Source organism: Sanguibacter sp. Z1732 (assembly GCF_051020515.1).
Lineage (GTDB): Bacteria > Actinomycetota > Actinomycetes > Actinomycetales > Beutenbergiaceae > CALKWS01.
Map to the genome: position 1 here is coordinate 2,598,909 of NZ_CP194857.1, position 22,224 is coordinate 2,621,132.

At 70.3% G+C, this 22,224-nt stretch carries 13 protein-coding genes and 4 pseudogenes; 8 read left to right on the forward strand and 9 right to left on the reverse strand.

All coding sequences use genetic code 11. The features are described 5' to 3' along the window. Positions 1-89 precede the first annotated feature (89 nt). From treS to ACRRRO_RS13770, 3 genes and pseudogenes are all read right to left on the reverse strand, one after another. Positions 90-2,120, reverse strand: coding sequence for a maltose alpha-D-glucosyltransferase (gene treS, locus ACRRRO_RS13760; RefSeq protein ID WP_434080419.1), 2,031 nt, complete (start codon positions 2,118-2,120; stop codon positions 90-92). Then, a complete protein-coding gene (locus ACRRRO_RS13765) occupies positions 2,117-3,637 on the reverse strand; it encodes an alpha-amylase family glycosyl hydrolase (protein WP_434080420.1) in 1,521 nt (506 codons plus the stop codon). Before ACRRRO_RS13765 ends, treS begins: the two co-directional genes overlap by 4 nt. A gap of 143 nt (positions 3,638-3,780) precedes the next feature. Further along, positions 3,781-4,134, reverse strand: a pseudogene (locus ACRRRO_RS13770) (maltotransferase domain-containing protein); the annotation flags it as partial. A 228-nt stretch (positions 4,135-4,362) separates the two neighbouring features. Here ACRRRO_RS13770 and glgP point away from each other — a divergent pair. Together glgP and ACRRRO_RS13780 are read left to right on the forward strand one after the other, a co-directional pair. After that, positions 4,363-6,950: pseudogene (glgP, locus tag ACRRRO_RS13775) on the forward strand (alpha-glucan family phosphorylase). Between the two features lie 132 nt (positions 6,951-7,082). Then, on the forward strand, positions 7,083-9,614 hold the full coding sequence (locus ACRRRO_RS13780) for a polysaccharide lyase family 8 super-sandwich domain-containing protein (RefSeq protein WP_424796776.1): 2,532 nt from the start codon (positions 7,083-7,085) through the stop codon (positions 9,612-9,614). 31 nt (positions 9,615-9,645) lie between these two features. On the opposite strand, the gene trpS is transcribed toward ACRRRO_RS13780, so the two are convergent. From trpS to ACRRRO_RS13800, 4 genes are all read right to left on the reverse strand, one after another. Then, the gene (gene trpS, locus ACRRRO_RS13785; RefSeq protein WP_434080421.1) at positions 9,646-10,764 is read right to left on the reverse strand and encodes a tryptophan--tRNA ligase; all 1,119 of its coding nucleotides are present in this window, start codon (positions 10,762-10,764) and stop codon (positions 9,646-9,648) included. Positions 10,765-10,807: 43 nt separating this feature from the next. Continuing rightward, the gene (gene glgX / locus ACRRRO_RS13790; protein ID WP_424796777.1) at positions 10,808-12,994 is read right to left on the reverse strand and encodes a glycogen debranching protein GlgX; all 2,187 of its coding nucleotides are present in this window, start codon (positions 12,992-12,994) and stop codon (positions 10,808-10,810) included. Positions 12,995-13,002: 8 nt separating this feature from the next. Further along, positions 13,003-14,007 (reverse strand): DUF2804 domain-containing protein, encoded by a 1,005-nt coding sequence (locus ACRRRO_RS13795; protein ID WP_424796778.1) that lies wholly within the window; start codon positions 14,005-14,007, stop codon positions 13,003-13,005. Between the two features lie 88 nt (positions 14,008-14,095). Then, positions 14,096-15,928, reverse strand: coding sequence for a PQQ-binding-like beta-propeller repeat protein (locus ACRRRO_RS13800; RefSeq protein WP_424796779.1), 1,833 nt, complete (start codon positions 15,926-15,928; stop codon positions 14,096-14,098). 169 nt (positions 15,929-16,097) lie between these two features. On the opposite strand from ACRRRO_RS13800, the pseudogene ACRRRO_RS13805 reads away from it, so the two are divergent. From ACRRRO_RS13805 to mnmA, 4 genes and pseudogenes are all read left to right on the forward strand, one after another. Further along, positions 16,098-16,163, forward strand: a pseudogene (locus tag ACRRRO_RS13805) (hypothetical protein); the annotation flags it as partial. Positions 16,164-16,206: 43 nt separating this feature from the next. Then, entirely contained in the window at positions 16,207-16,731 is a 525-nt protein-coding gene (locus ACRRRO_RS13810) for a cysteine desulfurase family protein (RefSeq protein WP_434080422.1), read from the forward strand. Next, on the forward strand, positions 16,722-17,255 hold the full coding sequence (locus ACRRRO_RS13815) for an aminotransferase class V-fold PLP-dependent enzyme (RefSeq protein WP_434080423.1): 534 nt from the start codon (positions 16,722-16,724) through the stop codon (positions 17,253-17,255). The genes ACRRRO_RS13810 and ACRRRO_RS13815 overlap by 10 nt, the downstream gene beginning before the upstream one ends. Beyond that, on the forward strand, positions 17,255-18,385 hold the full coding sequence (gene mnmA, locus ACRRRO_RS13820) for a tRNA 2-thiouridine(34) synthase MnmA (protein ID WP_434080424.1): 1,131 nt from the start codon (positions 17,255-17,257) through the stop codon (positions 18,383-18,385). Before ACRRRO_RS13815 ends, mnmA begins: the two co-directional genes overlap by 1 nt. A gap of 15 nt (positions 18,386-18,400) precedes the next feature. Here mnmA and ACRRRO_RS13825 read toward each other — a convergent pair whose 3' ends face one another. Further along, on the reverse strand, positions 18,401-19,003 hold the full coding sequence (locus ACRRRO_RS13825) for a hypothetical protein (RefSeq protein ID WP_424796782.1): 603 nt from the start codon (positions 19,001-19,003) through the stop codon (positions 18,401-18,403). Between the two features lie 7 nt (positions 19,004-19,010). Beyond that, positions 19,011-19,244, reverse strand: a complete 234-nt coding sequence (locus ACRRRO_RS13830) for a hypothetical protein (protein ID WP_434080425.1) — start codon at positions 19,242-19,244, stop codon at positions 19,011-19,013. Positions 19,245-19,524: 280 nt separating this feature from the next. Here ACRRRO_RS13830 and ligA point away from each other — a divergent pair. Both ligA and ACRRRO_RS13840 read left to right on the forward strand, forming a co-directional pair. Next, positions 19,525-21,691: pseudogene (gene ligA, locus ACRRRO_RS13835) on the forward strand (NAD-dependent DNA ligase LigA). Between the two features lie 53 nt (positions 21,692-21,744). Beyond that, positions 21,745-22,182: a pilus assembly protein CpaE gene (locus tag ACRRRO_RS13840; protein WP_424796785.1), complete on the forward strand. Its 438-nt coding sequence runs from the start codon at positions 21,745-21,747 to the stop codon at positions 22,180-22,182. The last annotated feature ends 42 nt before the right edge of the window (positions 22,183-22,224 follow it).

Consider the following 22,224-nt stretch of genomic DNA (forward strand, 5'->3'; position numbering starts at 1 on the left):
AAGGCCGGGCTCAGGGCGGGAGGTGCCTTCGGCGGGTCCTGGTCGGTGCTCACGGGCGCTCCCGAACCTGCAGCCAGAAGAAGTCCCGGCTACCCAACGTGAATGTGGCCACGCCGTCGGGGCCCGACGGCGTGGGGGTGATGGGGGCGTGAGTCACCGGGGGTGCCGGCTGAGTATCCCCGTCGTGCCGGGCATAGTCCGGGGTGTGGTGCCACGCCGGTGTCGTCGGCGTGCGCGGCTGCATCGGCGGCCCCACTTGCCACGCCCTCACCAGGCACGCCTTCACCATGCACGCCCACGCCGCCCACGCCCGTGGCGCCCTGGCTGCGCGCGTCCGCAGTGGCGCGTTCGCTGCTCGGGGCGCGGTCGCCGTCGTCGGCACTGCCGGGACCCACCGCAGGTCCGCCCACGGCAGCCCCACCCATCGCGACCTCGTCGCGGTCGGCGGTCTCGCCGTCGTCGGCGGATTGGCCCGGCGAACCGGCCACGGCCACCGGCGGGAACGCGGTCCCGCCGAAGACGTCCTGCAGGCCCGCCCCACCCAGACCGGGCAGTTCCACCGTGGCCGAGCGCGGTGTGTTGGCCAGGTTCATCACGCACAGGACGGTCTCGTTGTCATTGCGCCGCAGGAACGCCAGCACTGCGTGGTTGTCGCAGGTGAGCGGGATGTAGTCCCCGTTGCCGAACACCGGGTGGGCCCGGCGCACCTGCAGGATGCCTCGCACCCAGTGCAACAGCGAGGTCGGGATCGCCAGTTGCGCTTCCACGTTCGCCGAGGAGAAGTGGTTGGTCAGCGACTGCACCGTGGGCAGGTAGAGCTTACCCGGGTCGGCGGTGGAGAACCCGGCGTTCCGGTCCGGGTTCCACTGCATCGGGGTGCGCACCGAGTCCCGGTCCGGCAACCAGATGTTGTCGCCCATCCCGATCTCATCGCCGTAGTACAGGCACGGCGAGCCGGGCAGGGACAACAGCAGAGCGTTGGCGAGTTCGATCTCGGCGCGGGAGTTCTCCAGCAACGGCGCCAGCCGGCGGCGGATCCCCACGTTCGCGCGCATCCGCGGGTCCTCGGCGTACCAGCCGTACATCGCCGCACGTTCCTCGGTGGAGACCATCTCCAGGGTCAACTCGTCGTGGTTGCGCAGGAACGTGCCCCACTGGGCCCCGGCGGGAATGTCCGGGGTATCGGCCAGGATCTCCGCGATCGCTCCGGCGCTCTGCTCCCGCAGCGCGTAGTAGATCCGCGGCATCACCGGGAAGTGGAAGCACATGTGGCACTCCGGCCGCTCCGGGGTGCCGAAGTAGGCCACCACGTCCCGGGGCCACTGGTTCGCCTCGGCCAGCATCAACCGGCCGGGGAACTCCGCATCGACCATCGCCCGGACGTCGGCCAGGAACTCGTGGGTGGCGGGCAGGTTCTCGCTGTTGGTGCCCTCCTCCTCGAACAGGTAGGGCACCGCGTCCAGGCGGAACCCGTCCACGCCCTTGCGCAACCAGAACCGGACCACGTCCATCATGGCCTCGAGAACCCGCGGATTCTCGAAGTTCAGGTCCGGCTGGTGGGAGAAGAACCGGTGCCAGAAGTACTGTCGGCGCACCGGATCGAAGGTCCAGTTCGAGGTCTCGGTGTCCACGAAGATGATCCGTGCATCGGAGTACTCGGTGTCATCGTCACGCCAGACGTAGAAGTCCCCGTAGGGTCCCTCGGGGTTGGAGCGGGAGGACTGGAACCACGGGTGGGCGTCGGATGTGTGGTTCATCACCAGGTCGATGATCACCCGGATGCCACGGGAGTGGGCGGCCTGCATCAGCTCGGTGAAGTCATCGATGGTGCCGTACTCGGAGGCCACCGCGGTGTAGTCGGCCACGTCGTAACCCCCGTCGCGCAGCGGCGAGGGGTAGAACGGGGGCAGCCACAGGCAGTCGATGCCCAACCAGGCCAGGTAGTCCAGGTTGTCGATCAACCCGCGCAAGTCACCGGCCCCGGACCCGTCGGAGTCGGAGAAGGCGCGCAGCAGCACCTCGTAGAACACCGCGGTGGTGTACCAGTGCGGGTCCTCGCTCAGGCCCGACCCCCCGGGGTCCGGTCCGGGCAGGGCGAAGGTGCGGGCCGGGCGCTTCATCCGGTCTGCACCTCCAGGACGTGGGCGCACCGTCCGAACGGGTCCAGGTGCACCCACGGGCGCGCGTTCCACGGGTAGCTCTCGCCGGTGAGCTCGTCGTGGGCGGTGAAGGTGGCATCGGCGGCCAGGCCCAGAGCCTGCATGTCCAGGTCCAGGTGGGCGCTGCGGGATGAGTAGGGGTCGGTGTTGACCACCACGATCACCACGTCCTCGCGCCCGTCCGGGGCGTGTTCGGCGCGCAGGCGTTTGGAGAAGCAGAAGGTGGCGTCGTCGGTGGTGGGGTGCACGGTCAGGTTGCGTAGTTGTTGCAACGCCGGATGACGACGACGGATCTGGTTCAGCCGGGTGATCAGGTCGGTGATGCCGTACTCGGTCCGCGCGGCCTCCCAGTCCCTGGGTTTGAACTCGTACTTCTCGTTGTCGATCTGCTCCTGCGCGCCGGGACGGGCTATGTGCTCCACCAGTTCGTAGCCGGAGTAGACGCCCCAGGTGGGGGAGCCGGTGGCGGCCAGCACCGCCCGGATCGCGAACGCCGCCTGCCCGCCCTGCTGCATGTAGGGGGTGAGGATGTCATGGGTGGTGGGCCAGAAACTGGGCCGCATCAGGTGCGCGGACTCGTGCGCCACCTCGGTGAAGTACGCGGCGAGTTCTGCCTTGGAGTGGCGCCAGGTGAAGTAGGTGTAGGACTGGTGGAACCCCACCATGCCCAGGGCGTGCATCATCGCCGGCTTGGTGAACGCCTCGGAGAGGAAGATGACGTCGGGGTGGTCCGCGCGGACGTCGGCGAGGATCTCCTCCCAGAACCGGACCGGTTTGGTGTGCGGGTTGTCCACCCGGAACGCCGTGACACCGTGATCGATCCACGTCTGCAGCACGCCCCGTACCGCGGCGTAGATCCCGGGGTAGTCGTTGTCGAAGTTCAGCGGGTAGATGTCCTGGTACTTCTTCGGCGGGTTCTCCGCGTAGGCGATCGAGCCGTCGGCGCGGGTGGTGAACCACTCGGGGCGCTCGGTGACCCAGGGATGGTCCGGGGAGGCCTGCAGAGCGACATCCAGGGCGACCTCCATGCCCAGATCCCGGGCGCGGGCGACGAAGGCGTCGAAGTCATCGAAATCACCCAGGTCGGGGTGGATCGCGTCATGGCCGCCGTCGGGCGACCCGATCGCGTACGGCGAGCCGGGGTCCTCGGGCCGGGCGTTCAGGGTGTTGTTGCGACCCTTGCGATTCGTGGTCCCGATCGGGTGGATCGGGGTCAGGTAGACCACGTCGAAACCCATCTGCGCGATCGCCGGCAGCCGTTCCGCCGCGGTGCGCAGGGTGCCCGTGACCCAGTGCCCGGTGTCGGGGTCCCGGCGGGCACCCTCGGAGCGCGGGAAGAGCTCGTACCAGGCTCCGGCCAGCGCCAGCGGCCGGTCCACCACCAGGGTGTAGGTGGCCGACGGCGACACATAGTCCCGTAGCGGGGCGGCGCTGAGCAGGTCCACCACTTCGGGCGCGGTGCCCGCGGCCAGGCGCACGGAGGCGGGACGGGAGGTGTCGCGCAGCGCGGTGACGGCATCGGAGAGCAGGTGTCGGTGGGGCTCGGCCCTGCGGGGACCTCGGCCAGTGCGCGCTCCAGGACGCGGGCACCCTCCTCGAGCATCAGTTCGGTGTCGACCCCGGCGTGCACCTTGATCGTGGCGTCGTGGTGCCAGGTCCCGTAGGGGTCGGACCAGCCTTCCACCCGGAAGGTCCAGATGCCGGTGCTGGTGGGCACCACGGTGGCTTCGAACAGGTCGTTGCCGGGAGAGACGTCGACCATCGGGGTGCGGGTGTGCTCGGTGCCATCGGGCGCGATCAGCACCGCGGTGGCCGCGACCGCGTCATGACCCTCCCGGAACACGGTGGCCCGGATCGGCACCGCTTCGCCGACGACCGCCTTCGTGGGCCAGCGTCCGCCCTGGGCGCTGGGGGTCACGTCGAGGACGGGGATCCGCCCGATCGGGCTCTGGGGCACTGGCTGCGGGTACGTCACAGTCCGAACCTACCCAGAAGGGCCGGTGTGTGGCAGGTCGAGTGGACCGATAGGTGCCGATCGGTGTCGATTGGTCCGTGGCACGGACGGGCGCGGGTGGCGGGCTGGTGGTGGCGCCGGCGGTGGTCTGGGTGGCGTGGCTGCTGGGGTGAGCGGTGCGGCGGATGCGGTGCAGCCCACAGCGCCGGTATTCGTGCGACGTGCTGGTCGTGACTTATGCTCGCGAGCGTGAGAGCCATTCGCCGATTCACCGTCCGCAACGTGTTGCCCGAGCCGATCGCGGGTCTGGACGATCTGGCCCGCAACCTGCGCTGGTCCTGGCATGAGCCGACCCGCGCGCTGTTCGAGAGCATCGACTCGCAGCGGTGGCGGGAGGTGCGGGGGGAACCGGTGCGTCTGCTCGCGGGTACCCCCACCGAACGCCTGGCCGACCTCGCCGCGGATGAGGCCTTCGTGGTCCGCGTCCGGCAGCAGGTCCAGGAACTGCACGACTACCTCGACGAGCCTCGCTGGTACCAGAGCGAGGCTGCGCGCCGAGCGGAGGCCGGTGAGGACGCGCTGCCCGCGGCAGTGGCCTACTTCTCCGCCGAGTTCGGCATCACCGCGGCTCTGCCGCAGTACTCCGGTGGCCTGGGGATTCTCGCAGGTGACCACCTCAAGAGTGCCTCCGACCTGGGTGTGCCGATCATCGGCGTCGGGCTGCTGTACGACTCCGGCTACTTCCGCCAGTCGCTGACTCGAGACGGTTGGCAGCACGAGACCTACCCGCTGCTGGATCCGGACAACCTGCCGCTGACGCTGCTGCGCGAGGGTGACGGCGCCCCGGTGCGCATCAGCCTGCCGCTGCCGGGTGGGCGCACGCTGCACGCACAGGTGTGGCGGGCCGACGTGGGCCGCGTGCCGTTGCTGCTGCTGGATTCCCAGGTTCCCGACAACGACGAGGCTGCCCGCGGCGTCACCGACCGGCTCTACGGAGGCACCAGCGAGCACCGGCTGCAGCAGGAACTGCTGCTGGGCATGGGCGGGGTGAAGGCGGTGCGTGCCTACACCAGGCTCTCCGGCGCCCCGACCCCGGAGGTGTACCACTGCAACGAGGGGCACGCCGGGTTCCTGGGCGTGGAGCGCGTGCGGGAACTCGTGGCCAGTGAGAACCTGCCCTGGGACGCGGCGGTGGAGGCGGTGCGGGCCGGCACCCTGTTCACCACGCACACCCCGGTCCCGGCCGGGATCGACCGGTTCGGCGCCGACCTGATCGCCACCTACTTCGGCGACGGCAACGCCATCGAGGGTGTCGACGTCGAGGATGTGCTGGCCCTGGGGCGGGAGACCTACCACGAGGGTGACCCGACCGTGTTCAACATGGCGGTGATGGGCCTGCGGATGGCGAAGTACGCCAACGGCGTGGCCCGGTTGCACGGCAGCGTCTCGCGGGGGATGTTCTCCGCGTTGTGGCCGGGTTTCCACACCAGCGAGGTGCCGATCACCTCGGTGACCAACGGGGTGCACGGCCCCACCTGGACCGATCCGCTGTTCACCGCGGCGCAGGCGGAGTACTTCACACCCGAGCAGATCGCCGACGGTCAGGCTGGTTGAGCGAGCAGATGGACAACGCGACCCTGTGGCAGTTGCGCCGCCGGCTGCGTGAACGCCTGGTCGCCGATGCGCGCCAACGGGTGCACGCCTCGTGGCGGGGGCGCGGGGCATCTCCGGCCGAGTTGGGATGGGTAGAGGGCGTGCTGGACCCGGACGTGCTGACCATCGGGTTCGCGCGGCGGGTGCCCACGTATAAGCGGCTCACGCTGATGTTGCGCGACACCGACCGGCTCAAGGCGCTGCTGACCGACCCCGAACGCCCGGTGCAGATCGTGGTGGCCGGAAAGTCCCACCCGGCCGATGAGCAGGGCGTCAGCCTGATCCAGCGTCTGGTGCAGTTCGCCGACAGCGCCGAGGTCCGCCACCGGATCGTGTTCCTGCCCAACTACGACATCGAGATGGCCCAGGCCCTCTACCCGGGCACCGACGTGTGGCTGAACAACCCGCTGCGCCCGCTGGAGGCGTGTGGGACCTCGGGGATGAAGGCGGCCCTGAACGGGTCCTTGAACCTGTCCATCCTGGACGGGTGGTGGGACGAGATGTACGACGGGCGCAATGGCTGGGCGATCCCGACCGCGGACGGCGTCGAGGACCCCGACCGGCGCGATGATCTCGAGGCCGCGGCGTTGTACGACCTGCTGGAGAACACCGTGGTGCCCCGGTTCTACGACCGGACCGACGGGGTGCCCGAGCGGTGGCTGGAGATGGTCCGCCACACCCTGGCCACGCTGGGCCCGAAGGTGCAGGCCACCCGGATGCTGCGCGAGTACGTGACCGACCTGTACACCCCCACCGCGGCGGCGGCCCGGGCGATGGACGGCCCGGGGCACTCCGGCGCGGTCGCCTTCGCGCAGTGGAAGCAGCGGCTGCGCGCGGCCTGGGACGGCGTGCGGGTGGACCATGTGGAGTCCGAGGGGGCGGGGGAGTCCGCCCAGGTGGGCCAGCGGATCACCGCGAACGCGTTCGTCTCGCTCGGCGAACTGGACCCGGCGGATGTGCGCGTGCAGGTCGTGTACGGCAGCGTCTTCGACAACGACGAACTCGTGGACTTCTCGACGGCGGACCTGCACCACGCGGAGGCATACGAGCAGGGCCGGCACCGGTTCTCCCGTACCTTCACCATGGATCAGTCCGGATCGTTCGGCTACACCGTGCGCGTCGTGCCGTCGCACGAGTTGCTGGTGGGGGACACCGAACTGGGACTGGTGGCCGCGGCATCGTAGCGGGTGCGACCCGGGCGGCCGGTTCGGTAGGCGGGTTACCCTTCCAGCATTGAAGCAGTAAGGCATTGCCAATTTCGGTGCCTTCTGGTTGGGTGGCGGGTGCGTTCGAGGACGAACACGAAAGGCTCACCCATGGTGCATATGTCCCGCCGTCACCTGCTCGCCCTGGCTCCAGCGGGCCTGGCCGTCGCTGCCCTGAGGCCCCGGTTGCAGGCCAGGGCCGACGCGGTGACCGATCACGAGAGAATCCTGGACAACACCGTGGCGATGGTCGCCGGCACCGGTGAGGTGAACGCCCACCCGGCGGCCGCCGCGTCGTTGCAGCGCATCCACGACACTGCCCGGACCCGGCTGAGGCAACTCGAGGCGGCCGGGCCGGATGAGGTCTTCGCCGGCGTGCCGCTCGGTGAGAACGAGGCCAACCTGTCCACCACGTTGCAGCGGTTGTACCAGATCGCCCTGGCTACCTGTACGCCCGGTGTGGAGTCGGATCTGGTCGGGGACGTCGAGGTACGTCAGCGCGTGCTCACCGAAGTGCACCGGGTGCACACCGACTTCCTCGCCGACACCGGTTCCGGCTATTACGGCAACTGGTACGCCTGGGAGATCGGGATCCCCACGCACCTGACCCGCACGCTGGTGCTGCTGGCCGAGGAGGCCGATCCGGAGCGGGTGGGCGACTACGTCGCGGTCATGGATGACTACCTGCGCAACGGCTCCGACGGCGATGTGGATCTGGACTCACGCTTCCACACCGGTGCCAACCTCGCCGACATCACCACCAACCGGATCCTGCAGGGCGCGCTCACCGGCGATTCCGGGCGGATCTCCAAGGCCGTCTCGGACCAGGCCACCGCCTATGCCACCATCGATCCCTACGACCTGCAGCACGGGGTGACCGACGGTTACTACGCCGACGGCTCCTTCATCCAGCACCACACAGTGGCCTACACCGGCTCCTACGGCCGCATCCTGCTGACCCGGGTGATGCAGACCATCAAGATCTTGGACGGGGCCGATGCCGGCTCGGATTCCACCGACCTGGCCGATGTGGTCTTCGACTGGGTCGCCGACGGGTTCGCCCCGCTGATCTTCGAGGGCTGGATGATGGAGGCCGTCAAGGGCCGGGCCGTCTCGCGGACGAACTCCGGCTATGCCGACGTGGGGTCGGTCGCCGAGGCGGTGGTGGACCTGATCGACCGCAGCTCACCCGAGCGCGCAGAACGGCTGGCCGGTTACGTCAAGCACCTGGCCACCGCGGCGGCCAATCCGCCGGACACCACCTCCTGGGTCTCCCCGGTCTCGGTGGTCCGGCACGCGCAGATCATGGCCGACGACGACGTCCGGGCGTCCGATCTGAACCCGGAGGCGTCGAGCGTGGCCTACAACGCGATGGAACGGATGGTCCACCGCCGGCCGGGGTTCGCGTTCACGGTCTCGCGCAGTTCGGAGCGGATCAGCAAGTACGAGTACATGAACGGGGAGAACCTGATGCCCTGGTTCTCCGGTGACGGCGCCTTCCACCTGTACCTGGCCGGGCAGGACCAGGAGGAAGCCTACGGCGCCCGGTTCCTGGCCACCGTCTCTCCCTACCGGTTGCCCGGCGTCAGCGCACCCGATGAGGAGCGCGCCACCATCCCGGAGCTGTACGGACAGTTCTGGTACGAGAACCCCTCCCACCCGCTGGAGTTCACCTCCTCCTCGGAGTCCCAGAACACCTACGTCTACTTCCCGGTGGGCACCACCGACCACTCCGGAGGCGTCACCCTGGACGGGTTCGGAAGTGCGGCGCTCGTGTTGTCCGACGACGTGGCCTACCGGGACAAGCAGGCCGGGCTGCTGCCGGAGGACTTCGTCGCCTACGCGGGGGTGCGCGGGGTGAAGTCCTGGTTCGGATTCGACGACGCCGTGGTGGTGCTGGCGGCCGGCATCACCGACCCCGCCGAGCGCGGGCCGGTGACGACCACCCTGGATGCCCGGGTGGCCGGCCCCCAGGACCAGGTCGAGATCACCGGCGCGAACCCTGGCGGCCGTCCGTGGACGGGGCAGGACCGTGCCGATCTGGCCTGGTTGCGGTGGGCGAACCAGAGCACGGGGGTCGCAGTGGCCTATGCGCTCCTGGACGGCGACCCGGTGGAGGTCCGTAACGAGCAGGTGGAGCAGAGCCTGCGCTCGGTGCGTGCCGGCAACCCCGACACCGTGGTGAGCCGGCAGGTCTTCACGGTCTCGGTCAGCCATGAACGTCCGCAGCTGGCCTATGTCATCGTTCCCGGTGGGGACGCAGCGGTGGCCGATGCCTACCGCGATGGGGGCGTGCACGTGCTGGCCAATGACGAGCGCGCCCAGACCGTGCGCCACCCCGCCTCGGGCATCACCGCGATGAACAGTTTCTCCGCCGGCACCCACAGGGCCCGGTTGCTCAGCGTGGAGGGGCCGGCATGCGTGCTGATGCGTGAGCAGGGGGGTGAGGTCGACATTGCCGTCTCCGATCCGACGATGGGCCGGTCGCAGATCCCGTTGACGTTGCGCGGTGGGCGGGCTCCCGAGGTGATCGAGGCCGATGAGGGCGTGCACGTCGAACCCGCCCCTGGCGGAACCCGGATCACCGCGCGAACAGATCAGGCTTTCGGGGCCACGTTCACCGCGCGGCTGAAGGTGCGCTGACCGCTGGCACCGGCGCAGCAACCGCGCCCGGTCAGTAGACCATCTCCATCGCCTCGCGCACCTCGGAGAGGGTGGCGTCGGCGATCTCGTTGGCCTTGGCATTGCCCTCGCGCAGCACCCTCAGCAGGTAACCGGGATCGGCGGCCAGTTCGGCGCGACGGGCACGTACCGGCCGCAGGCGCTCGTTGACCGCCTCGGTGACCAGCGCCTTGAGCGCACCACCGCCGCCGTCGCCGATCTGGGTGGCCAGGTCGCGAGGGTCCGCCCCGGAGCACAGCGCAGCCATGGACAGCAGATTCGCCACCGCCGGGCGGTCCTGCGGGTCATAAGTGATGTTCCGGTCGGAGTCGGTGACGGCGCGCTTGAGCGCCCGGGCCGTCTCGTCCTCGGTCATCGCCAGGTCGATGGTGTTGTGCTTGGACTTGGACATCTTGTGCACCCCGTCGGTGCCCAGCAGGTTCACCACGGGTGACAGCAGCGCCTCCGGGGCGCCGAAGACCTGCCGTCCGCCGCCGTAGCGCTCGTTGAACCGGCGGGCGATCACCCGGGACATCTCCAGGTGCGGCAGTTGGTCCTTGCCCACCGGCACCAGGTTGGCCTTGCAGAACAGGATGTCGGCGGCCTGATGCACCGGGTAGGTGAGCAGCAGACCGCTCATCGGGCGTCCTCCGGAGGCCTCGAACTCCGCCTTGACCGTGGGGTTGCGGCGTAGTTCGGCGTCGGTGACCAGGGACAGGAACGGCAGCATCAGCTGGTTCAGGGCCGGCACCGCCGAGTGGGCGAAGATCGTGGACTTGGCCGGGTCGATGCCCACGGCCAGGTAGTCGGTGAGCAGTTCCAGCACCACATCGGCCAGCCGGCCGGTCTCGTCCCGGTCGGTGATGACCTGGTAGTCGGCCACCAGCACCATCGTCTCCAGGCCGAGATCCTGCAGGCGCACGCGGTTGACCAGGGTGCCCAGGTAGTGTCCCAGGTGCAGCCGCCCGGTGGGCCGGTCCCCGGTCAGCATGCGGAAGTTGCTCGGGTCGGTGGCCAGTTGCTGCTCGATCTGGTCGCTGCGGGCCTGCGCGGCGCTCAGCGACCGGTCCAGCGCCTCGGCGCTGTCCAGGTGGGGACCGTCGGTACCGTCGATCTTGGTGTCAGAACTCACGGCGTCCAGCCTACTCGCCGGGCGGGCACCGATCGGCGGCTACTCAGGGCAGCGGCCCGCTCAGGTAGATCTGCATGCTCAGCGGCGCGATCCGCACCGCTGTACCCGGGGTGCGCACCGGTCCGGCCGGGCCGGGCCGCTCCCACACCGAATCCCAGACCAGGGTGACGTCGTGCTGGCCGGCCAGCGGGACGTCGGCCTCGGCCAGGGTGCCGTTGAAGAGCACCAGTGCCTGGGCAGCACCCGGTTCGGGCGGATGCCGCAGCATCTGCAGGATGCGGTGGTCGGCGTCGTGCCAGACGTCCAGTTCCATCGCCGAGCCGTTGCGATCGAACCAGGCCACCAGTGCGCTCCAGTCGTGGGCACCGGAGGTGAAGGTCATGTACCGGTCGGTGCGCAGGGCCAGGTGCTCGCGGCGCAGGGCGAGCAGGTGCGTGGTGGTGGCCAACAGATCCCGCTGCCAGGGCTCGGTGTTCCAGTCCACCCACACCGAGGCGTCGTCGCGGGCGTAGGCGTTGTTGTTGCCGTTCTGGGTGCGGCCGATCTCATCACCCGCGGTGAGCATCGGGGTGCCCGCCGAGACCAACAGCGTGCCCAGCAGTGCCCGGATCGACCGGCGCCGGGCGGTCTGGATCTCCGCATCCTCGGTGGGTCCCTCCGCACCGTGGTTGTAGGAGTGGTTGTGGTCGGAGCCGTCCCGGTTGTCCTCCCCGTTGCCCCAGTTGTGCTTGACGTCGTAGGAGGTCAGGTCCGCCAGGGTGAACCCGTCGTGCGCGGTCACGTAGTTCACCGACGACGTCGGCCCGCGTCCGCCCGGGATGCCCGTGTGGGCGAACAGGTCGGCCGACCCGGCCAGCCGGGTGGCCAGGTCACGCAGGTCCTGCCCCTGCCCGCCCGAGCGCATCGATGCGACATCGGAGAGCCAGAAGGACCGCGTGACATCGCGGAACCGATCGTTCCACTCCGCCATCGGGGCCGCGAACTGACCGGTGCGCCACCCGTGCGGCCCCACGTCCCACGGCTCGGCGATCTGCTTCACCCCGGCCAGCACCGGATCGATCGCCATCGCCACCAGCACCGGGTGCCGGGGGTCGAACTCGGTGCCGTTGCGACCCAGCGTGACCGCCAGGTCCAGCCGGAACCCGTCCACCCCGATCCGCTCGACCCAGTACCGCATCGAGTCGATCGCCATGGCCACCGCGTGCTGGGAGCGGAAGTCCACCGAGTTCCCGGTTCCGGTGACGTCCAGGTACCGGCCGTGGGTGCTGGTGGTGTGCAGGTAGTATCCGGCGTTGTCCAGCCCCCGCCAGGACAGCATCGGCCCGTCCACGCCACCTTCGGCGGTGTGGTTGTACACCACGTCCAGGAGTACCTCCAGTCCCGCCTCATGCAGGGACTCGACCATCGCGCGGACCTCCTCGATCACCGCCGCAGGGCCGGCGGCGCGGGCTGCGGCGGTGGCGTAGGAGGGCTCGGGGGCGAAGAACGCCAGGGTGTTGTAGCCCCAGTAGTTCACCGCGCCGCGGCGTCTCAGGGCCGGTTCGGTGGCCTTGGCGAAGATGGGCAGCAACTCCACCGCGGTGATGCCCAGTCCCCGCAGGTGGGCGATGGTGGCCGGATGCGCCAGCCCGGCGTAGGTGCCCCGAAGCTCCTCCGGCACCCCGGGCAGCTGCATCGTCAGGCCCTTGACGTGAGCCTCGTAGATGACCGTCTCGGACCACCACAGGCGGGGCCGGTGCTCCACGACCCCGGGTTCTGCGACCACGACCCCGTGCGGTACGTAGGGAGCCGAGTCACGCCCGTCGGGCTCGTCGGACACCGGTTCCAGGTGCTCATCGACTACGCCGCCGTAGATCTGCGGAACCAGGTCCACCTCGCCGGTGACCGCACGGGCATAGGGATCCAGCAGCAACTTGCTCGGGTTGTGCCGGTACCCGTGGGCGATATCCCAGGGCCCGTGTACCCGCAGTCCGTACCGTTGCCCGGCGACCACCCCGGGCACGTGCCCGGACCAGCGCCCGTGGGTACCCGGGACCAGCCAGTAGCGGCGCTCCCGCAGGCCCCCGGCAGCGACGTCGAGCAGGCACACCTGAACCTGCGTGGCGTGCGGGGCGTGCACCACCACGTCCAGCCCGCCCGGGACCAGGTGGGCGCCGAGGCGTTCGCGCCGGGCGGCCAGGGAGGTCACGGTGCCGGCGTCGACCACCTCCGTGATCCGGGCATCGGTCATGCGCGCACTCACCACCGCTGAGCCACGTCCTCGGCCCAGCCGGTCAGGCCGTCCACGCTCACCCGGGCTCCGGTGGACTCGCTCATCCAGCCGGTGTAGTGACCGAAGCACTGATGACCTTCGGTGGCGACCACGCCCAGGCAGGTGCGCGAACTCTTGTCGTAGAAGGGCGTGAACGTCAGGTCGGCACGCTCACCCCGCATCCGCCACGGCGCCAGCCAGTTGCCCGGGTGGTAGGTCCAGGTGAGTTCCTCGCTGATCTTGTGCACGACGCCCTCGACCACCAGCGCGTTCTCGGTCGAACCGGTCCCCTCGGTCCACTTGGCGCCGATCTGCACCCCGATCCGCCTGCCGTCGACGATGCCGGAGGCCGCGCCCCAGTTCCACCGCATCCGGTAGGGCCATCGGCCCCGGCCGTGGTCGAGCACCGCCCAGGAGGAGCCCTCCGGTACCTCCTGGCGCACGCCGTCGACCCAAAGCCGCCCGGCGGCGGGACGGGCCACGTCCTTGACGGTGTACTGGAACAACCGCTCGCTCCAGGGCACCACCACGCCCATCGCCTCATGGCCGGGCGGCCGGGAGGCGAGCACATCGAAGCGCACCCGGGAGGTGATCGCCCGCAGCCGGGTGCCACCCTCGACCTCATCGATCGCGATGGCCAGGTCTGCGGCGTGGGCGCGCGCCGGGCCCTGGCCGAGCGTGCCCGGCAGCGTCGTGTTCACCGCGAACGGGGCGATCGCGTTGGCCCCGATCGCTTCGCCGGTTGCCCGGTCGAACACCCACACCTCGTGGACGCCGGCGTAGGAGATGTCGGAGATGGTCAGCGCCAGGATGTGCGTGGGCGTGGTGACGTTCCAGTACTCCCAGCGCTTGTTCCGGGCCCGGGCGTAGCGGCCACGCCCGATTCCGGAGGTGTCGTGCTGGGGCTTACGGGTCCAACCGACGGCTTCGGGGTTCAACCGGCCATCGGGGTGGCACAACGCGACGCGTTCGGTGATCTCGCGCTCGATCATGGATGTCTCCTCACAGCGCGCCCCGACTCACCGACGTGATGCCGAGCCGGGGCGAGGTGGAGGCGGGCGGGCATGGTCCGATCGTAGGTCAGGGGATCTCCAGCAGGGCCACAGAACTGCTGTTGGTGGCGATGAGCGCGTCACCCGCCAGTTGCAGGTTGCCGCGGCCGTAGCGCGTCCACAACCGCTCCCCGGCGGTCAGGTCCAGGCCCATCGCGCTGAAGGCGTTGACGATGGCCACCTCATCGGTCACCAGCACCGTGGTGATCGAGTTCATCCCGTGGATCTCCTCGCTCCAGCGCACCTGGGAACCGTCGGGGGCCAGGCTGAGCAACTCGTGGTCACTCATCAGGAAGGGGTCGGCCTGTGTGCCGGTGGCGATCGAACCACGCTCGACCCGCTGCACCGACGCTCCCACATAGCCGCTGTCCCAGTCGGTGTGGTGCAGCGACTCACCGGCGATGTTGACCAGCACGTGCTCGCCCCGGTACGCCGGTTGGGCCAGGTCTACCCGCGCCGAGGACCAACGCTCGGTACCGTCGAGGTGGTACAACACCATGTGCCGGTAGGAGTCGCACCCCAGGGCGTCCTCGGTGAGGAGGATCGGATAGCAGTGCCGGGGTGTGACATCTCCGGTGCCGGTGTCGACGAACAACGCCGTGGTCGAGGCGGACAGTGTCGCGTGCTCGCCCTCGTCCTGCCACTGCCGGGTGCTCATGATGGTGTGCTCGACGTCATCGACCTCGCGCTCGTAGAACATCGACTCCGCGTCGTCGATGTCGAGCAGGTCGACCGCCCAGGCCTCGGTGCCGTCGGTCACGTCGAGCAGGGTGAGGCGGTCGTAGGTCCGGGCGTCCGACTCGGCCAGCACCAGCAGGCCGGCATCGGTCAGGTGCACCCCCCACGCCCCGGTGAGCGGTGCCTGCCAGGAGGTCAGTTCGTCGCCGCTGGCGGCGTCGAGCACGTGCCCGGTCCAGGCCGAACCGCCGGGGGCCTCCTGGGACAGGCACACCACCGTGCCGTCCGGGCCGGTGCGCGCGCTGCAGTGGGACCGGTCGAGGTCCTGGCGCCACCGCACCGACCCGTCCCGGGGATCCAGGCCCAGCAACGCCCGGGACGTGTCCTGCTCGACCATCACGACCCATGTGTCCTCGGTGGTGACGATCTCGGTGCCGGCCGAGGTATACCGGTCGGGTGAGTCCACGGGCACCAGCGAGCTGTAGCCGCCGTCCGGGTCCAACTCGGGCACCTCCGTCTCCCAGATCACCTCGAAGTCCGCCGCGACGCGCTCGGACAGGTCGGTGCCCCCGGGAGCAGCGAGGAGCAGCCCGGCCACCACAGGGATCACCACGCACGCGGCGACCAGAACCAGGACCGGGCGGATCCACTGGCGCCTCGGTACCGCTCCGGATCGCCCCGTCCGGCGGGGCCGGGACCCAGACGGTGTGGCTGCGGACCGGGCGAGGCCACCTCGGTTGCGGCCGCGGCCGGATCGGTCACCGTCACGGCCGGAGGGGGCGGAGGTGGATGCGGCGGGCGTGGTAGAGGCCGGGGCGGCGGCGCCACCGGCCCGTGCCGAGGCGCCGAACCGGGTGTGCCGGGCGGTGGGCCAACCGGCCTCGGTCCGGCGTTGCTCCCGTGCCAGCCGCCCGGCCAGGGCCGGATCGAGCCGGGCGGGTTGGTTCACCCACCCCGGGACCTGATGGCGCGGGCGCTTCCTGCGCTGGGCGCGCCGGACCCGGCGGCGGGAGCCACGGCCGGTGCCGGCCGTGCTGGTGCGGCCCGCGGTGGACTCCGGTGGCAGTGCGCTGCGGTAGGGGTTGGCAGGCCCGGTGGGCCCGGCATCGTCCTGACCGTAGTAGTCGGCCAGGTACTGCTTGCGCGCGCGTTTGGCCGCGCGCCGGTCCGACCAACGCCCCACGTTCCGCCCTTCCCACGCCCTGCCCCGCACAGACTAACCGCTCCGCCCCCGTGCGGCTCCTGGGTGTGCTGGATCACCGCCCCTGGGCAACGGGGCGACCGGCTTCGTACACTCGAACGTTGTGACGATCTATCTGGACCACGCGGCCACCACCCCGGTGCGCCCGGAGGTGGCGCAGACCTACGCCGAGGCCTGCGCCGTGGTCGGCAACCCCTCCTCCCTGCACGCCGACGGGCGGCGCACCCGGCGGATGCTGGAGGAGGCCCGCGAGCAGGTAGGTGCCCTCCTGGGGAGCCCACCCCACCGAGGTGATCTTCACCTCCGGCGGCACCGAGGCCGACAACCTGGCCGTGACGGGCACCTGGCTCGGGGTCAGTGCCGCCCAACCGCAGCGCCGGGAGGTGGTGACCTCCGCCGTCGAGCATCACGCGGTGCTGGAGACCGCCCAGGCGCTCGCCGACACCCACGGTGCGCCGCTGCACCTGGCGCCGGTGGACGAGCAGGGGCGCGTGCGCATCGAGGAACTGGCCGATCTGTTGGCCGGCCACGGTGAGCGGGTGGCGCTGGTCTCGCTGATGTGGGCGAACAACGAGACCGGCACGATCCAGCCGGTCCGCGAGGTCGCGGCCCTGGCGCGCGATCACGGGATCCTGGTGCACTCCGATGCGGTGCAGGCCGTGGGCCGGGTACCCGTGGACTTCGCCGCTTCGGACCTGGACATGCTGAGCCTGTCCGGACACAAGCTCGGGGCCCCGGTCGGCATCGGGGCGCTGCTCGCGCGCCGCGAGGTGCCGTGCCGTTGACGCCGGTGCTGCACGGTGGCGGACAGGAACGTTCGGTCCGCTCGGGCACGGTGCCGGTGGCCGGGGCGGTGGCCCTGGCGCGTGCGATGGAGATGGCCGAGCAGGAGCGCGAGATCGAGCATGCCCGGCTCTCGGCGCTGGCGACCGTACTGATCGGCGGGGTTCGTGACACCGTGCCGGGCGCAGTGCTGCGGGGGCCGGAGCCCGGTCCGGACCGGCTCGCCTCCCACGTGCTGCTGACGATCGAGGGCACCGATGCCGAGGCGGTCCTGTTCGGTCTGGACATGGCGGGGATCTCCGCCGCGTCCGGGGCGGCGTGCGTGGCCGGGGTGAACCAGCCCTCGCACGTACTGGAGGCGATGGGCCTGGACGAGGCCGGAGCCCGTTCCGGACTTCGGCTGACGCTGGGACACACCAGCACCCCGGCCGATATCCAGACCGTGCTGGAGGCGTTGCCCGAGGTGGTCCGGCGGGCCCGGGCCGCCTACAGCCCCAGACGTGGTGACCAGGTGGAGGTGGCCTGATGAGAGTTCTGGCAGCACTGTCCGGCGGAGTGGACTCGGCGGTAGCGGCCGCCCGCGCGGTCGATGCCGGCCACGAGGTGGTCGGGGTGCACATGGCGCTGTCGCGCTCGCGGGCCCAGCACCGCACCGGCTCCCGCGGGTGTTGTTCGATCGAGGACGCCTCCGATGCCCGCCGCGCCGCCGACCTGCTCGGCATCCCGTACTACGTGTGGGACCTGTCGGAGGAGTTCGAGGACACCGTGGTGGCCGACTTTCTGTCCGAGTACGAGGCGGGGCGCACCCCGAACCCGTGCGTGCGCTGCAACGAGCACATCAAGTTCGCCGCGCTGGCCGACCGCGGGATGGCGCTGGGGTTCGACGCCGTGGCCACCGGCCACTACGCCCGGATCGTGACGGGCACCAGCGGCGATCTGGAGTTGCATCGGGCGGTGGACGAGGCCAAGGACCAGTCCTACGTGCTGGGCGTGATGGGCCCGGAGCGGTTGGCCCGTTCGCTGTTCCCGCTGGGGGATGTGGCCTCCAAGGACGAGGTGCGAGCGGAGGCGGAGCGCCGCGGTCTGGGCGTGTCGGCGAAGCCGGACTCCTACGACATCTGTTTCGTGGCCGACGGCGACACCAAGGGTTTCCTGCGCGATCGCCTGGGCTCGCGGCCCGGTGAGGTGGTCGACGCCGACGGCCAGGTGGTCGGAGAGCACGACGGTGCCTATGCCTACACCGTGGGCCAACGCCGTGGTCTGGGCCTGAACCGCCCGGCGCCCGACGGCAGGCCCCGGTACGTGCTGGAGGTGGACCCGGCGGCGAACAAGGTCGTCGTGGGCGCCAGTGAGTTGCTCAGCGTGCACGACATCGTCGCGGACGACGTGGTGTGGTTCGCGAGTGGGTCACCGGTGGGCCAGGCGTTCGGAGCGCAGGTGCAGTTGCGTGCGCACGGCCAGTTGGTCGCCGCCTCCGTGGTCCGAACTGACGACGACGTCCGGGTCACCTTGGCCGAGCCGATGCGTGGCATCGCCCCGGGCCAGTCGCTGGTGGTCTATGGGGGCACCCGGGTGCTGGGCCAGGCCACGATCAGCGCCGCTGGCCGGGCCGCACGCGAGCAGTTCTCCGAGCAGGCGCCGGTGGCGGCCCGCTGAACCAGCCCGGACCTCTCAGAAGGGGAACGGCACGCCGAGGTTCTGACGCAGCCAGGCGATCAGGATCGTCATCGCGCCCGCGGCCAGTGTCACCAGCACGACCCCGGCGGTGTTCCGGGTCCGTTTGATCCGGCCGCCACCGATCATGCCCACCACAAGCGCAGCGACCCCGGTGATGGCGGTGGCCATCAGTCCGTTCCCGGTGGCCTCGGTGCCCGGGCATTCGATGGTGGACAGGCCGTCGGCACACAACTGCTGGTTCAGCCAGATCAGCATCATCAGGATCACGGTGAGGGGGATGATGCTCAGGGAGACGAAGGAGCCGAGAGCGGTCAGCACTGGCGAGCGGTGCGGGGGGCGACCGTAATAGGGATAGGGCTCGTCGATCGCTCGTGGTGAGTCCGGTTCGCCCTGGCGGTTCCGGTCCAGGATCTGCCCGCCGACGTGCGAGGCGTACGGGTCGGACGTGTTCTCGGTGGTTGTGGGACCCACCTGGGTCGTGACGTGGGTCGCAGGCGCGTGCGTCTCAGCCCGGCCCCGGGCCGAACGGTCCCGTCGCCCGGTGTCCACGGTGGTCGGGACCCGGTTCGGGTCGCCATAGGGGTCATAGATCGTCATCGCGGCCTCAGCCCATCGCCCAGATCAGGGTTCCGGCCAGGATGGCCATGGCGAGCAGGCTCAGCACCAGGCCATCCCCGGGACGGCGGGCATTGGCCACCCGGGCGCCGCGGAACAGGCTGAACGCCGCAAGCACCGCCGCCAGCGGCCACAACACGTGCCGCCATACCGGCGCGCTGGTCACGCAGGACAGGTTGCCGCCGGCACGCTCACAGGCTGCGACCGCGTCTGAGGCCCGCATCACCGACTCCGGGCTGAAACGCCATACCGACCAGACGATGCCGGCTAGCAGCGCGAACTGGACCAGGCCGGCAAGGATCCCGAGGCCGCCGCGGCCGCGAGACGGCGGCCCGGGTACAGCCGGCCCCGTGGGCCCGGCCGCACGCGGCCCCGTCGGCCCGGCCGGCGCCGGGCCGGGCACGGCCTGCGTCTGCGACTCGGGCGCGCGGCGTGCGGGGTACGTCACGGGCCTATCCCACCACATGGGCCGATGTGGGCGACTGGGTACAGAATGGTGGTTGATGAACGCCGAGCAGACACTTCCCGACGATCTGTCCTCGGGCGACCCCGGTGCCCGGGCACGGTGGACCGAACTCGCCGAACAGATCCGCGACGCCCAGTTCGCCTACTACGTGCGTGACGCCCCGGTCATGTCCGATGCCCGCTTCGATGAGTTGCTGCGGGACCTGCAGGAACTGGAGGCGGCTCACCCGGATTGCGCAACCCGGACTCACCCACGCAACAGGTCGGCGGGACGTTCTCCACCGAGTTCACCGCGGTGGACCATCTCGAGCAGATGATGTCGCTGGACAACGCCTTCACCGACGAGGAACTCCAGGCGTGGTGGGAGCGGGTGCTGCGCGAACTGGAGACCGATGCCGTCCCGCTGCTGGGGGAACTCAAGATCGACGGCCTGGCCGTCTCGGTGGTGTACGAAGAGGGCCGGCTGGTGCGAGCGGTCACCCGCGGCGATGGACGCACCGGTGAGGATGTCACGCTGAACGTGCGCACCATCGAGGGCCTGCCGCACGTGCTCACCGCCACGGAGGAGCGCCCGGTGCCCGACCTGATCGAGGTTCGGGGCGAGGTGTTCCTGCCCCAGGAGAAGTTCGCCGAACTCAACGCCGCTCAGGTCGAGGCCGGCAAGGCCCCGTTCGCCAACCCCCGCAACGCCGCAGCCGGGTCATTGCGGCAGAAGGACCCGAGGGTCACTGCATCCCGGCCGCTGGGTCTGTACGCCCACGGGATCGGTGCGCTGACCTGGGGCGGGCAGCGCCCGGCCGACCTGACGCGACAGTCCCAGGTCTACGACCTGCTGCGCTCCTGGGGGGTGCCCACCTCCGAGCGCAACCAGGTCGCACCGGACCTGGCTGAACTGCGCGAGATGATCGCCTACTACGGCCAGCACCGCGACGAGGTCGCTCACGAGATCGACGGCGTGGTGATCAAGGTGGACCTGATCGACGCCCAGCGCCGGCTCGGGTCCACCTCCCGGGCGCCACGGTGGGCGATCGCCTACAAGTACCCACCGGAGGAGGTCAACACCACGTTGCTGGACATCCGGGTGAACGTGGGTCGCACCGGCCGGGTCACGCCCTACGGCGTGATGGAACCGGTCCTGGTGGCCGGTTCCACGGTGGAGATGGCCACCCTGCACAATGCCAGTGAGGTGCGCCGCAAGGGCGTGCTGATCGGCGACACCGTGGTGCTGCGCAGGCCGGGGACGTGATTCCGGAGATCCTCGGACCGGTGGTGGCGCTGCGCGACGGCACCGAGCGTGAGTTCGTGATGCCCTCCCACTGTCCGGCGTGCGGCACCGAACTGGCACCGGCCAAGGAAGGCGACGTGGACATTCGGTGCCCGAACGCGCGGACCTGCCCGGCGCAGTTGCGTGAGCGGCTGTTCGCGCTGGCCGGGCGGGGCGCGTTCGACATCGAGGCGCTCGGCTGGGAGGGCGCCGGCGCGTTGCTGACCTCCGAGGTGCTCACCGATGAAGCGGATCTGTTCGACCTGACCCCGGAGAAACTGCGCACGGTGCCCCTGTACACCCGCACGGCGAAGAAGACCGACCCCGAGGAGGCGGTGCTGGCCGGGCGCGTCCTGTCGGCCTCGGGGGAGAAGTTGTTGGCCAACCTGCAGCAGGCCAAGACGGCACCGCTGTGGCGGGTGCTGGTGGCGCTGTCGATCCGGCACGTGGGCCCCACGGCGGCCCGGGCGCTGGCGGCCCACTTCGGATCCCTGGACGCGATCCGGGCCGCGGGCGTGGAGGAACTGGCTGCGGTGGAGGGAGTGGGCCCGACCATCGCCGAGGCACTGGTGGAGTGGTTCAGCCACGACTGGCATGTGGCGATCGTGGACCGGTGGTCCGCTGCCGGGGTGGTGATGGCCGATGAGCGCGACGAGTCGGTCACACGCACCCTCGAGGGCCTCACGGTGGTGGTGACCGGGTCGATGGAGCACTTCACCCGGGACGGGGCCAAGGAAGCCATCGTGACCCGGGGCGGCCGGGCAGCGGGGTCGGTGTCGAAGAAGACCGACTTCGTCGTCGTCGGTCCCGGTGCCGGGTCCAAGGAAGCCAAGGCCCGCGAACTGGGCCGGCCCATCCTGGACGAGGCGGGATTCGAGGCGTTGCTGGCCGGCGGGCCGGAAGCGGTCGCCGACCTCATCGAACCGGACCCCCGGGGGTGACGCGCGTTGACGGGGCGGTAGCGGATCCCGCCGGAGTGGGGTAGGGAGGAGATATGTCTCGTCCCCAGCAGGAACTGATCAGTGACTCCCTGGCGCAGCAACTGCAGGATGCCGGGCTGGTCTGGCACCCCGAGGCCGGCGACCACTTCCGGATCCGCGCTCAGGCCCTGACCGAGGACGTGTTCATCCTCTCCCACATGGTGATCGAGGCCCGCGAGTTCGACACCGGCACCGTGCTGCGGTTCAATGGCACCACGGAATGGGCACTGGACAGCGTGGCCAAGGAGGATGCGCTGTGGTTGCCCCGAGAGGACCAGTTGCGCGACCGGCTCGGCGGGGCCTTCGTGCGCTTGGAACGCGTCGGCGACGACTACGAATTGACCACCCGCTCCCATGACGGCGCCGAGGCCACCTACACCGGCCGCACACCCGCCGAGGCCTACGGGCAGGGGCTACTGGACCTGGTGCGCCACGCCGTCGAACCGGCCTGACCCGGCCCGTTCATCCCTGGCTGGCGCGTTCATCCCCGGGCG

What these genes read in the sequence shown, in the direction of transcription:
- treS (WP_434080419.1), bottom strand. Translation starts at nt 2,120, where the DNA reads ATGAAGCGCCCGGCCCGCACCTTCGCCCTGCCCGGACCGGACCCCGGG.
- ACRRRO_RS13780 (WP_424796776.1), top strand. Translation starts at nt 7,083, where the DNA reads ATGGTGCATATGTCCCGCCGTCACCTGCTCGCCCTGGCTCCAGCGGGC.
- glgX (WP_424796777.1), bottom strand. Translation starts at nt 12,994, where the DNA reads ATGACCGATGCCCGGATCACGGAGGTGGTCGACGCCGGCACCGTGACC.
- ACRRRO_RS13795 (WP_424796778.1), bottom strand. Translation starts at nt 14,007, where the DNA reads ATGATCGAGCGCGAGATCACCGAACGCGTCGCGTTGTGCCACCCCGAT.
- mnmA (WP_434080424.1), top strand. Translation starts at nt 17,255, where the DNA reads ATGAGAGTTCTGGCAGCACTGTCCGGCGGAGTGGACTCGGCGGTAGCG.
- ACRRRO_RS13825 (WP_424796782.1), bottom strand. Translation starts at nt 19,003, where the DNA reads ATGACGATCTATGACCCCTATGGCGACCCGAACCGGGTCCCGACCACC.
- ACRRRO_RS13830 (WP_434080425.1), bottom strand. Translation starts at nt 19,244, where the DNA reads ATGCGGGCCTCAGACGCGGTCGCAGCCTGTGAGCGTGCCGGCGGCAAC.
- ACRRRO_RS13840 (WP_424796785.1), top strand. Translation starts at nt 21,745, where the DNA reads ATGTCTCGTCCCCAGCAGGAACTGATCAGTGACTCCCTGGCGCAGCAA.